12 protein-coding genes are annotated in these 12,107 nt (G+C 68.2%); 4 read left to right on the plus strand and 8 right to left on the minus strand.

The genetic code is table 11. The features are described from left to right. Window positions 1-12 precede the first annotated feature (12 nt). Together DWF00_RS15735 and DWF00_RS15740 are read right to left on the minus strand one after the other, a co-directional pair. Complete coding sequence (locus tag DWF00_RS15735; RefSeq protein ID WP_114829426.1) at window positions 13-1,455, minus strand: MFS transporter; 1,443 nt, start codon at window positions 1,453-1,455, stop codon at window positions 13-15. Window positions 1,456-1,567: 112 nt separating this feature from the next. After that, entirely contained in the window at window positions 1,568-1,876 is a 309-nt protein-coding gene (locus DWF00_RS15740) for a hypothetical protein (protein WP_147283696.1), read from the minus strand. 246 nt (window positions 1,877-2,122) lie between these two features. Here DWF00_RS15740 and flhA point away from each other — a divergent pair, with 246 nt between their 5' ends. Continuing rightward, window positions 2,123-4,246, plus strand: a complete 2,124-nt coding sequence (gene flhA / locus DWF00_RS15745; RefSeq protein ID WP_114829424.1) for a flagellar biosynthesis protein FlhA — start codon at window positions 2,123-2,125, stop codon at window positions 4,244-4,246. Here the strand turns inward: flhA and DWF00_RS15750 are convergent. Next, a complete protein-coding gene (locus DWF00_RS15750; protein WP_114829423.1) occupies window positions 4,243-4,803 on the minus strand; it encodes a helix-turn-helix domain-containing protein in 561 nt (186 codons plus the stop codon). The genes flhA and DWF00_RS15750 overlap by 4 nt on opposite strands. Before the next feature lie 309 nt (window positions 4,804-5,112). Here DWF00_RS15750 and DWF00_RS15755 point away from each other — a divergent pair, with 309 nt between their 5' ends. After that, window positions 5,113-6,000: a DMT family transporter gene (locus DWF00_RS15755; protein ID WP_181832644.1), complete on the plus strand. Its 888-nt coding sequence runs from the start codon at window positions 5,113-5,115 to the stop codon at window positions 5,998-6,000. A 4-nt stretch (window positions 6,001-6,004) separates the two neighbouring features. Here DWF00_RS15755 and DWF00_RS15760 read toward each other — a convergent pair whose 3' ends face one another. From DWF00_RS15760 to DWF00_RS15770, 3 genes are all read right to left on the minus strand, one after another. Beyond that, complete coding sequence (locus DWF00_RS15760; protein WP_114829421.1) at window positions 6,005-7,042, minus strand: lysylphosphatidylglycerol synthase transmembrane domain-containing protein; 1,038 nt, start codon at window positions 7,040-7,042, stop codon at window positions 6,005-6,007. Between the two features lie 157 nt (window positions 7,043-7,199). After that, complete coding sequence (copM, locus tag DWF00_RS15765) at window positions 7,200-7,589, minus strand: CopM family metallochaperone (RefSeq protein ID WP_114829420.1); 390 nt, start codon at window positions 7,587-7,589, stop codon at window positions 7,200-7,202. Between the two features lie 83 nt (window positions 7,590-7,672). Then, the gene (locus tag DWF00_RS15770) at window positions 7,673-8,101 is read right to left on the minus strand and encodes a hypothetical protein (protein ID WP_114829419.1); all 429 of its coding nucleotides are present in this window, start codon (window positions 8,099-8,101) and stop codon (window positions 7,673-7,675) included. Window positions 8,102-8,200: 99 nt separating this feature from the next. Between DWF00_RS15770 and DWF00_RS15775 the strand changes: the two genes are divergently transcribed. After that, window positions 8,201-8,815: a GNAT family N-acetyltransferase gene (locus DWF00_RS15775; protein ID WP_114829418.1), complete on the plus strand. Its 615-nt coding sequence runs from the start codon at window positions 8,201-8,203 to the stop codon at window positions 8,813-8,815. 55 nt (window positions 8,816-8,870) lie between these two features. Here DWF00_RS15775 and fliJ read toward each other — a convergent pair whose 3' ends face one another. Beyond that, a complete protein-coding gene (gene fliJ / locus DWF00_RS15780) occupies window positions 8,871-9,275 on the minus strand; it encodes a flagellar export protein FliJ (RefSeq protein WP_114829417.1) in 405 nt (134 codons plus the stop codon). A gap of 245 nt (window positions 9,276-9,520) precedes the next feature. Between fliJ and DWF00_RS15785 the strand changes: the two genes are divergently transcribed. Next, window positions 9,521-10,741 carry an MFS transporter gene (locus DWF00_RS15785; RefSeq protein WP_181832643.1) on the plus strand — a complete coding sequence of 407 codons (1,221 nt, stop codon included), beginning with the start codon at window positions 9,521-9,523 and terminating at the stop codon, window positions 10,739-10,741. Here DWF00_RS15785 and fliI read toward each other — a convergent pair. Then, window positions 10,728-12,068, minus strand: a complete 1,341-nt coding sequence (fliI, locus tag DWF00_RS15790; protein ID WP_114829415.1) for a flagellar protein export ATPase FliI — start codon at window positions 12,066-12,068, stop codon at window positions 10,728-10,730. The two genes, DWF00_RS15785 and fliI, sit on opposite strands and share 14 nt — an antisense overlap. Window positions 12,069-12,107 lie beyond the last annotated feature (39 nt).

Genomic DNA, 12,107 nt, shown 5'->3' on the forward strand with positions numbered 1-12,107 from the left:
CCGATGTCCTGGTCAGTCCACGGCGTTCAGCGGCCGGGTGACGGCTTCGAGCGAACGGCGCTCGGCCTTGACCGCGTAGAGTGCCGCGATCAGCGCCGCGGCCAGCATCAAGACCGCGCCCAGCAGGTAGCCGCCGAAGACGCTCATGCGCGAGCCGGTGTCGATCAGGATGCCGAAGAGCCAGGGGCCGGCAATGCCGCCGGCGCCGGTGCCGATGGCGTAGAACACCGCGATGGCGAGCGCGCGCATCTCGAGCGGGAAGGTCTCGCTGACGGTCAGGTAGGCCGAGCTGGCGGCGGCCGAGGCGAAGAAGAAGACGACGCTCCAGCACAGCGTGAGCTGCGTCGCGGTGACGGCGTCCTGCGCGAAGAGATAGCCGGTTATCGCGAGCAACAGGCCCGAGAGCGCATAGGTCGCGGCGATCATCGGGCGGCGGCCCCAGGTGTCGAACAGGCGGCCGATGAGCAGGGGGCCAAGGAAGTTGCCGGCGGCGAAGGGCAGGATGAACCAGCCGATCATGCCGGAGGGCACCTGGTAGAAATCGGTCAGGATCAGCGCGTAGGTGAAGAAGATCGCGTTGTAGAAGAAGGCCTGCGCGACCATCAGCGCCAGACCGACCAAGGCGCGCTGCCGGTGCACCACGAAGAGCGATTCGAAGACCTCTTTGAGCGGCGTGACTGCGCGCGGCCGCAGCCGCATCTTCGGCAGGTTCTCGCTGGCGCTGTAGGTGATGCCGGATTGCGCCTCGATGCCGGCGACGATCGCCGCCGCCTCGTCGGCCCGGCCATGGCTGAGCAGCCAGCGCGGGCTTTCGGGAATCCAGAGCCGCAGGACGAGGATGACGAGGCCGAGCACGGCGCCGATGAAGAAGGCGAGCCGCCAGCCGATCTCGGGATCGATGATCGCGGCGTCGAGCAGGATGATGGCGCCGATCGCGCCCAGCGCCGCGCCGATCCAGAACGAGCCGTTGATGACGAGGTCGGTCCAGCCGCGCACGCGGGCGGGCACGAGTTCCTGGATGGTCGAGTTGATCGCGGTGTACTCGCCGCCGATGCCCATGCCGGTGAAGAAGCGGAAGACCAGGAAGCTCGCAACGTTCCAGGAGAAGGCGGTGGCGGCGGTCGCGGTCAGATAGACCAGCACGGTGATGGTGAAGAGCGTCTTGCGGCCGAGCCGGTCGGTCAGCCAGCCGAAGAACAGCGCGCCGAAGACCGCGCCGGCAATATAGGCGGCGCCGGCCAGGCCGATCTCGGTGTTGGTGAAGCACAGCGCCGGGCTCTCCTTGAGCGCGCCCGAGACGGAGCCGGCGAGCGTGACCTCGAGCCCGTCGAGGATCCAGGTGATGCCGAGCGCGACGACGACGAGCGTATGGAAGCGCGACCATGGCAGCCGGTCGAGCCTGGCCGGGATATCGGTCTCGATTACCTGCTGCTGAGCGTGTCCCGGCGCTGTCATCGCGGCTCTCCCTGCGCGTATGACAACGATGTCGGGGCCCGCTGGTTGCGGCCGGGCATAAAAAAAGCGGCCTCCCCGGAGGGAGGCCGCCTCTTGTCGGTATGGCTTCGTCTTAGCGGACGTAGACGCGCGGGCGACGCACGTAGACCGGACGGCGGACGACGACCGGGCGGCGCACGACGACCACGGGACGACGGACGACGACGGGGCGACGATACGGACGGCGGACGACGACGACCTGGCTGAACTCGGCGTCGGTCTGGTCGAGGGCGGCCTTGGTGGCGGCGTCGACGGCGCCGGCCTCAGGCAGGGCCGGGGCGACGGGGGCAATGTCCGTGGCGGCCTGAGCGATCGCAGCGCCGCCGAGGCCGGCAGCCGCGAGACCACCGAAAAGGCTCAAAACAAAAGAACGTCTATTCATGGAATTCCTCCAAAATCCGGCATCGAAACCAGTCTATCGACCCGCTTCGACATGCGCGGCCGAATGGGGCCGAATCGCGGCGAGTCGCTGACACCCTGTTCAGGTACGCCCGCCAAGTCGAGTTTTTTTGACGGTCTTAACCACTCGTTCACCATGCACCCGGCAAGAATTGCCGGGTGTCGTAACGGCATGTTCGGGCATGGATTTTCGCGCGGATCGCGCGGCTGCGGGGAATAGGCTCAGTCGATGACCGATGTGACGGCAGGGGCTGGCGGCGGCTTCAACATCCCGACCCGCGGTGCCATGGGCAACCTGCTCAACCGGCCCGACCTCTTCCTCGCCATCGGCGTCATGGGCATCCTCGTGGTGCTCATCTTCCCGCTACCGGCGATCCTGCTCGACCTCTTGCTGGCGCTCTCGATCATCCTCTCGGTGCTGGTGCTGATGACCGCACTCTTCATCGAGGAGCCGCTGGAGTTCTCCGCCTTCCCGACCGTGCTGCTGATCGTCACGATGTTCAGGCTGGCGCTGAACCTGGCCTCGACGCGCCTCATCCTCGCGCATGGCCACGAGGGCGCCTCGGCGGCCGGACACGTCATCGAGGCCTTCGCCAATTTCGTGATGGGCGGCAATTTCGTGATCGGGGTGATCGTCTTCACCATCCTGATCATCGTCAACTTCGTCGTCATCACCAAGGGCTCGGGCCGCATCGCCGAGGTCGCGGCGCGCTTCGCGCTCGACGCCATGCCCGGCAAGCAGATGGCGATCGACGCCGACCTCTCCGCCGGCCTGATCGACCAGGAGGTCGCCAAGACCCGCCGCAAGGCGCTGGAGGACGAGGCCAACTTCTTCGGCTCGATGGACGGCGCCTCCAAGTTCGTGCGCGGCGACGCCATCGCCGCCCTGCTGATCACCTTCATCAACGTGCTCGGCGGCATCATCATCGGCGTGGCGCAGCAGGGCATGAGCTTCGGCAATGCCGCCCACGCCTATACGCAACTGACCGTCGGCGACGGCCTCGTCAGCCAGATCCCGGCGCTGATCGTCTCGACCGCCGCGGGCTTGCTCGTCTCCAAGTCAGGCGTGCGCGGCGCGGCCGACAAGGCGCTCGGCAAGCAGCTCTCCGGCTACCCGAAGGCGCTCGGCATGTCCGCGGCGGTGATGCTGCTGATCGCGGTGCTGCCCGGCATCCCGGCCTTGCCCTTCCTGGTCCTGGCTGGCGGTGCCGGCTATCTCGCCCGGCGCTTCGGCCAGATCGCCAAGGTGCGCGACGACAAGCAGGCGGCCGCCGCCGACGCGGCCTCGCCGCTGGCGGCCGACGGCACGCCGAAGGAGGAGACGCTCAACGACCTGCTCAAGCTCGACGAGCTCAAGATCGAGATCGGCTATGGCTTGCTGCCGCTGGTCAACGCCGCCGGTGGGGCCGACCGGCTGACCGACCAGGTCCGCGCGCTCAGGCGCCAGCTCGCGGCCGAGCTCGGCTTCGTCATGCCGGCGGTGCGTATCGTCGACAACGTCCAGCTCGAGGCTAACCACTACTACATCAAGATCAAGGAGATCGATGCGGGCCACGGCATCGTCTATGCCGGCCAGTACATGGCGATGGACCCGATGGGCGGGCAGGTGAACCTGCCCGGCCACAACGTCATGGAGCCGACCTTCGGCCTGCCCGCGACCTGGATCGACGCGGCGCTTCAGGACGAGGCGCAGCTGCGCGGCTTCACCGTGGTCGACGCCGCCACGGTGATCTCGACGCACCTGACCGAGGTGCTGAAATCGCACATGCCGGAGCTGCTCTCGCATGGCGAGGTGCAGAAGCTGCTGCGCGAGCTGCCCAAGGACCATGCCGACCTGGTCAAGGAGATCGTGCCCAGCCAGATCTCGACCACCGGCATCCAGCGCGTGCTGCAGATGCTGCTGGGCGAGCGCATCTCGATCCGCGACCTCGCCACCATCATCGAGGGCATCGCCGAGGTGGCCGGCGCGCTCAAGAACCCGCGCGACATCGCCGAGCACGTGCGCTCGCGGCTGGCGCGGCAGATCTGCGCCCAGTTCGCCAACCATAACGGCGACTTGCCGATCATCACGCTCTCGCCGGCCTGGGAGGGCGTCTTCGCCGAATCGATCGTCGGCAACGGCGACGACCGGCACCTGGCGATGCAGCCCTCGCGCCTGCAGGAGTTCGTGCGGACGGTGCGCGAGAAGTTCGAGGACGCGGCGCGCATGGGCGAGATGCCCTCGCTCGTCACCTCCGGCATGGCCCGGCCCTTCGTGCGCCAGATCATCGAGCGCTTCCGCCGCGAGACGCCAGTGCTGTCGCAGGCCGAGATTCATCCGCGGGTGAAGCTGAAGACCGTCGGGACGATCTAGCGCCTGACCACCACGACGACGTAGCGCACCGCGCCGGGTCCTGGGTTGCTGAAGGCGCAATCGACTGGGGGGCCGAGCTCCAGGCAATCGCCGGCCTCCAGCCTTGTCGTCGCCTCGCCCTCCTCGAAGTCGAGAACGCCTGATTGCACCCAGATCTGCTGGCGGATGAAGGCGTAGGAGCTGGCGGGGTAGGAGATGCGGGCGCCGGCCGGCAGCTCGGCCTCGACCAACTCGAGCCCGGCTTCGCCGGTGGGCGAGACCGCCCGGCGGGTGAAGCCGGTCTGCGGATCGCGCCAGCTCGGCTGGTCCTTGAGGCGCCTGACGCGTTCGCCCTGCGTCTCGGCGCGGGCCAGCAGGTTCGACAAGGTCAGGCCGAAGGCGCCGGAGAGCTTGCCGAGCAGGATCGCGGTCGGGCTCGCCTCGCCGCGCTCGATCTTGCTGATCATGGCGCGCGAGACGCCCGACCTTTCGGCGAGGTCGCTCAGGCTCCAGCCGCGCGCCTCGCGCTCGATGCGCACGCGCTCGGCCAGCCTTGACGTGAGTTCATCCACTATCATAGCGTCGTATCTTCTATAGTGGAATTGCTGGAGCGCAAGCGCCGTGCGGCCCATTCCCTGCGGGACAGGTGATTACTTGGCCCTCGAAGGGTGGAGAAGCGAGCACAACAGTGCCGTCATCCCGGGCAAGCGCAGCGCAGTCCCGGGATCCATCATAGAGCGCCGAGCCCCACGATGGATCCCGGAGCTCCGCTTCGCTGCGTCCGGGATGACGGTGCGTTTGGGCCTGATGAGACATCCTTGAGATCACGCAAGACATTTCACGCCAGCCTCTCAGCGATGAGGGCTGGAGCTTCAGAGAACCGCTTGATGTCGCGCAACGCCCTCCTCTTCGCCGTGATGTGCCTCGTCTGGGGCCTGACCTGGCTGCCGGTCAAGGTCGGCGCGGCGCACGTGCCGCCGGTTTTCCTCGCGGCGGCGCGGTTCTCGCTTGCGGGCGTGCTGATGCTGCTCTGGGCCGGCAGGGACGTGCTGGCGGTGCCGCGCCAAGCCTGGCCGCGGCTGATCGGCACGGCGCTGCTGGTCAATACGGGCAACTACACCTTGCTGTTCTGGGGCACGGCCCATGCCACGACGGGGCTCGCGGCCATCGTCAATTTCGCGACGATCCCGATCTACACCCTGCTCGCGAGCCGGATGATCGAGGGCAACCGGATCACCGGCCGGCAGCTCGCCGCGATCGGGCTCGGCACGCTCGGCCTCGGCTTCCTGTTCGCGACGCGGGCGCTTGGCGGCCTCAGCGCCTCGCAGGGCGACCCGCTGGAGTTCTGGGGGCTGGTCGCGGTGGCGGCAGGCACCTTGCTCTATTGCTTCGGCGCGGTGCTGTCGCGGCGCATCGCCGGGACGATGCCGACGCTGACGCTTGCCGGCTGGCAGACCATGATCGGCGGCATCGGGCTGACGGTGATCGCGTTGCTCGTCGAGCCGATCGGGCTTCAGCAGGTGCAGGCGCTGGTGCAATGGCCGGTCTGGCCCTGCGTGGTCTTCCTGGTCATCGGCGGCTCGCTGATGGGCTTCACCATCTACATGCGGCTGCTGCGCGACTGGGGCGCCTTCCGGGCCGGGCTCTACGCCTTCATCAGCCCGGCCATCGCGGTTGCCGTCGGCGTGGCGGCGCTGAACGAGCCGTTCGGCTGGGCCGAGGGCATCGGCGCGCTCTTGATGTTCGGCGCGGCGGCGATTGCGCTGAGGCGCTGACGCCCTACGGGGGTGGGGCGATGCGGGTGTGCTTCTTGAGCTGGTCGCGCTCGAAGGCGAGCACGACTGGCAGCGAGATCACCAGCGGCAGGATCAGGTAGAACAGCCGCCAGACCACGAGCGCTGCGAAGACGGCCGGGGCCGGGACGCTGGGCATGACCGCCAGGAACACCGCCTCCATGACGCCGACGCCGCCCGGCACCTGGCTGAGCAGCCCGGCCGAGAAGGAGAGCAGGAAGGCGCCGAGCACGATGAAGAAGCCCGGATTGCCCTGGTCCGGCAAGGCGAAATAGATGATGCCGGCGGCGCCCATCAGTTCCAGCGGGGCGGCGAGGTACTGCCGCGCCACGATCGGCAGGCGCGGGTAGATCACCTCGAACTTGCCGATCTTCAGCGGCTTGAACTTGAGCCAGGAGCCGATCGTGTAGAGCGCGACGAAGGCGAGCAGGCCGAAGCCGATCAGCCGCCCCTGCGCATCGCCGATGCCGAACCATTCCGAGAGCCGCCTGAGCGGGCGCAGGATCTGCGGCTCGCCGACCAGCACGAGGCCCAGCAGTAGCAGCGTGCCGAAGGCGAAGGTGAAGGAGGTGAGCGCCACCAGCACTGCGACCTCGGCCGCCGTCAGCCCCTTGGCCGTATAGGCGCGGTAGCGCACCATGCCGCCGGAGAAGACCGAGGCGCCGATATTATGCGAGAGCGCGTAGGTCACGAAGGAGCAGAGCGAGGTGTAGAACCAGGAGATGCCCTTCTCCTTGCCGAGGTGGATCAGGGCGATGCGATCGTACCAGGCGAGCGCGGCATAGGCGACGAGCGTCGCCAGCGCCGCATGCAAGAAGGCCTCGGGCGGGATCAGCGCGATCTTCTGGCCGATGCCGCCGGCGACGATCTTGATGCTCTCCCACAGGCCGGCCTGCTCGAGCCGCGCGCTGACGGCCTCATTGGTCAGGGCCTCGGCCTTGAGCTTCTCCCAGAGCAGGTCGACCGACCAGATGACCGCGACGAGGCCGACGACCGGCCAGAGATAGTCGAGATAGCGTTTCATGAGACCCGCGGGCTGCGAGAAAGGCTGAGGAGGCATCGCGGCGCGCGTGGAAGCACGGGGAGTGCCTGCCTGGAGCGAACCCGCGACCTCTGTGCCAGCGGGCTCGCGCAAGTGCAAGAGCGGGCGGCGGAAACGCCGCCCGCTCGGCTGCGAACCGCTATTTTCCGTTCTTCTTGAGCCAGTCGCGCATCTGCGCGATCTCCTTTTCCTGGTCGGCGATGACGCCCTCCGCGAGCGTCTTCAGCGCGGGGTCCTTGCCGTTGGCGAGCACGACCTTGGCCATGTCGATCGCACCCTGATGATGCGGGATCATGCCGCGGACGAAATCGGCATCGGCATCGCCGCTGTAGGCGATGTCCATGTCCTTGTGCATCCGGGTATTGGCGGCCTTGTAGCCGGCCGTCGCGGCCGAATCCCTGGCGCTGGCCGGAGCCATGGCGCCGTGGTTCATGCCGTGGCCCTGGTGCTGCTGCGCCAGCGCGACGCCGGCGAGAGCGATGAGCCCGGTCAGGCCGACTGCGAGTTTCAGGCTTGCGTGCTTGGTCATCGAAACATCCTCGTGATCTGAGAATCCTGCGACCTCTCTGGGTTCGAGCAGGATGTCGTGAAGGCTGGGATTTCGGGGTGCTCTCAGCTCGACCGCGGCGGGCGTTCGGCGGGTTCGATCTCGGCGCCTTCGCCGGACCAGGGCGGCGGGGGTCCAAGCCGATGGCTGAGCGCCAGGACGCGCGGCATGGCGATCTCAGGCCCGAGGCCGATCAGGCCGCAGCCGATGATGCAGCAGGGCGGCTTGGTCGGCTGAGCGTGCTCATCCCCGGCGCTGGCCTGCTCGTGGCAAGGGGCGGAGGCGGAGTGGGCGCTGGCAAGGCCGTGCCCTGCCGGCGCATGCAGTTTCATCGCGGCCACCGCTAGCGGCTGGGAGATGCCGTGCAGCATCGAGGCGGCGAAGGTGACGTGCGGCAGCACAGCCACCAGCATGATCGCGAGCGCGGCCAGCAGGGCGCGATGGCGCCTGTGCGGCGCCGGCAATTTGCGGGACGGGGGCTGGCCATGCGTCATCGGGGCGTGATCTTGCGACCCCGATCGTGTCATGATCGCGGCGACCCCGGCAATCGTGCCGAGCCATCCTGCGTCAAGAAGCCCATCCAGAATTCGGACATGAGCGACAGCCTCACCATCAGCCTCACCGGCATCACCGACCTGCCGCCCGGCAAGATCGCCGCCATCGTCACCTCGCTCGAAATGTTGGCGGCGCCGCCGCTGCGGCCCGATCCGCCCGGGCTCGGCGGCTTCTCGCTGGAGCCGATCGGCCGCAATGATGCCACGCGCTACCTCGCGATCTACCGCCTGCTCGGCGAGCGCTGGATGTGGTTCAGCCGGCTGGTCAAGCCCGTCTCCGAGATCGAGGCGCTGCTCGCCGATCCGGCGATCGAGTTCTACGCCGTGCGCCACGAGAGGCAGGATGTCGGCCTGCTCGAACTCGACTTTCGCGTCGCCGGCGAGGGCGAGCTCGCCTTCTTCGGCCTCGCCGAGCCCGTCGTCGGCAAGGGCGCCGGGCGCTGGCTGATGAACCGGGCGCTGGCCAAGGCCTGGGCCAAGCCGATTCAGCGCTTCTGGGTCCATACCTGCACGCTCGACCACCAGGGCGCGCCGGAATTCTACCAGCGCTCGGGCTTCAAGGTGTTCAAGCGCAGCGTCGAGGTCGATGACGATCCGCGGCTGAACGGCCATATGCGGCGCGATTCCGTCGCCCACCATCCGGTGATCGCATGAAAAAGGCGGGAGGCTTTCGGCCTCCCGCCTTTCGCATTTCAAATTTGATCGAAGCTCAGGCGCGGGTGCGCAGGCCGATCGAATCCATCACCGCCTGATCGCGGGCCGTTTCGGCGGCGCGTTCGGAGGCGCGCTCGCGGTCGTCGAGGATCTCGACTTTCTTCATGTCCTCGAAGGCCTCCTGCAGCTCGGCCTTGGCCTCGTCGAGCTGGCCCTTCAGGTTGTCGGCCGATTGGCGCAGGTTGTCGCGCCGGCCGAGCGCCGCCTTGGCGTAGGTCGGATAGGCGAAATGAGCCGGGTCGGAGATGCCGGCCCGGGTTTCCTCGCTCTGGATCTCTCGGTCCAGATCGGTCGCCATCCGATGAAACTCGGCGATCATCATCTCAATCTGGCTCACCCGGCGACGCTTTTCGTCAACCTGGAAGCGTTTGAGACGCAAGAGGGTCTCCCGCGACTTCATGTCGTGTCCAACTCCTGATTTTACGCATGGCGACGAGCCATCCCCTCGGCGCGCCACCGGAACTCGATCCGCGAGACGAAAAGTACAATGAGCCAAGGAGGTTGACCGTTCCTTACCGGAAGGGCCCGCTTTCGATGCATATTGCGCGCGCGTCGCCACTGCTGACGCCGCTTGTCGGGAGCTTGTAGTGTCCACTCCCTTCATTGGGGTGAATCGCCCCGCCGCGCCCCTCCGGACGATCTCCCTTGCCTGCCTTGCCCCGCTTTTCCGAGCATTGGCTGCTGCTCTGCGGCCTTGCGCTCACCCGCATCATCGGCTGGGGCTCGACCTATTACGCGCCCGCCGTGCTGGGGAACTATCTCGCCCGGGACATCGGCCTGAGCGGCGAGGTGGTGTTCGGCGGCATCACGGTGCTGCTGGTGGTGGGGGCGCTCGTCGCGCCTGCGATCGGCCGCCATCTCGACAGCTACGGGACGCGGCGCTCGATGTGCGCGGGCGCGGTGATCTGCGCGCTGGGGCTGGCGCTGCTCTCATTCGCGCAGGGGCCGGTCTCCTATCTCGCGACCTGGTTCGTCATCGGCATCGGCCATGCGATGACGCTGGCCAATGTCGGCAACGTCACGGTCGCGCAGCTGACGGGCGAGCGCACGCGCCGGATCATCGGGCTGATGATGCTGGTCACCGGGCTGGCCTCGAGCGTGTTCTGGCCGCTTACGGCGGCGCTCTCGGCGGCTTATGGCTGGCGCACGACACTGCTGGTCTTCGCCGCGATCCAGATCGTCATCGTGCTGCCGATCCATCTGATGATCCCGGCGCGCCGGGTCAGGCTGCCGGCGCCGGGCCAGCCTGCCGCCACCGTGGCCGAGGAGGGCAGGGTGCCGCCCGCGCATCGGCGCGCCACGTTCTGGCTGGTCGCGACGGCCTTCTCCGCCAGCGGCGTCGTCTCGTGGGGCCTGCCGCTGCACCTGATCGGCATGATGCAGAGCTCGGGCCTGAGCCAGGCCACGGCGGTGGCGATCGCGACCCTGAACGGGCCGGCGACGCTGGCTGCGCGCCTGGTCGACGTCGTCGCCGGCGAGCGCCTGCCGGTCGAGCGCGTGGCGCTGGTCGGCCTGCTGCTCGGGCCGCTCGCCTGCCTGCTGATGGCAGTCGCGCCCGGCTCGGCGCCGGTGGCGATCGCCTTCTCCTGCCTGTTCAGCGCTGCAATGGGCGTGATCTCGGTGGCGCGGGCGACATTGCCGCTGTCGCTGTTCGGCAGGCGCGGCTTCGCGACCATGCTCGGGCAGCTGACGGTGCCGCAGAACTTCGCCTTCGCGACGGCGCCGCTGCTCTTCGCCGTGTTGATCGAGCGCTTCGGCGTCTCGGTGACGCTGGTGATCTCGGCAATCGTTCAGTTGGTCGCGCTCGTTGCGATGCTGGTGCTGGTGCGCCGGCTCGGCGCGATCGAGAGCTCTAGCTGCCCATGATCTGGGCGAGCCTGGCGTAGCAGTCCTTCAGCGAGGTCTTCTCGTCCTTGGCCTGCTTCAGGAAGGCCTCCAGCGCCGGGTTGAGGCGGATCGCCTCGTCGACCTCGGCCGAGGCGCCCTGGCGGTAGGCGCCGAGGCGGATCAGCTCCTCCATGTCGGCATAGGTCGCGAGCGTAGCGCGCGCCTTCTGGACGACGGGATAGAAGGCCGGGTCGCAGGAGCGCGGCATGGTGCGCGAGACCGATTTCAGGATGTTGATCGCCGGGTAGCGGCCGCGCTCGGCGATCGAGCGCTCCATCACGATATGGCCGTCGAGGATGCCGCGGACGGCATCGGCCACCGGCTCGTCATGGTCGCCGCCATCGACCAGCACCGTGAACAGGCCGGTGATGGCGCCGTCGCCCACGCCCGGTCCGGCGCGCTCCAGCAGGCGCGGCAGTTCGGCGAAGACGGTCGGGGTGTAGCCCTTGGTGGTCGGCGGCTCGCCGGCAGCGAGGCCGATCTCGCGCATGGCCATGGCGAATCGCGTTACCGAATCCATCAGGCACATCACCTGCAGGCCCTGGTCGCGGAAGAACTCGGCCAGGGTCAGCGTCGTCAGCGCCGCCTGCTTGCGCATCAGGGCTGGTTCGTCCGAGGTCGCGACCACGACGATGGAGCGCGCCAGGCCCTCGGGCCCGAGATCGTCCTGGAGGAACTCCTGGACCTCGCGGCCGCGCTCGCCGACGAGGCCGATGATGTTAACGTCTGCCCTTGCGTAACGGGCCAGCATCGAGAGCAGCACCGACTTGCCGACGCCGGAGCCGGCGAAGATGCCCATGCGCTGGCCGAGGCAGCAGGTCAGGAAGGTGTTGAGGGCGCGCACGCCGAGGTCGAGCGGGGCGCCGACGCGCCGCCTGGCATGGGCCGGCGGCGGATCGCCGCGGAAGGGCGAGAGGTGCTCGCCCTGCGGCAGGGGCGGGCCGCCATCCACAGGTCTTCCGAGCGCATCGACGACGCGGCCGAGCCAGGCCGTGGTCGGTCGGATGCCCGGCGCCGCCTTGTCGACATAGGCGGGGCAGCCGCGGCGCACGCCGTCGAGCCCGCCATAGGGCATGACCAGCGCCTTCTCCCCGGAAAAGCCGATGACCTCGCAGGGAACGCGGGTTCCGGGCGCGATCTCGATCTCGATGCGGCCGCCGAGGCTCATCGCGCCGATCGGCCCGGAGACCTCGACCATCAGGCCGCGCACCGCCGTGACGCGGCCGTAGACCGAGACCGAATCAAAGCCGGCGATCGTGGCGGCGAGGTCCGCGAGCCGGCCGCTGCCGCGTTTTGCGCTGCTCATGAGCCTTCCCGTCAACCTTTCGTTTACCTGTGTGATTAA

It is taken from the genome of Allobosea caraganae (assembly GCF_003351345.1).
GTDB lineage: Bacteria > Pseudomonadota > Alphaproteobacteria > Rhizobiales > Beijerinckiaceae > Allobosea > Allobosea caraganae.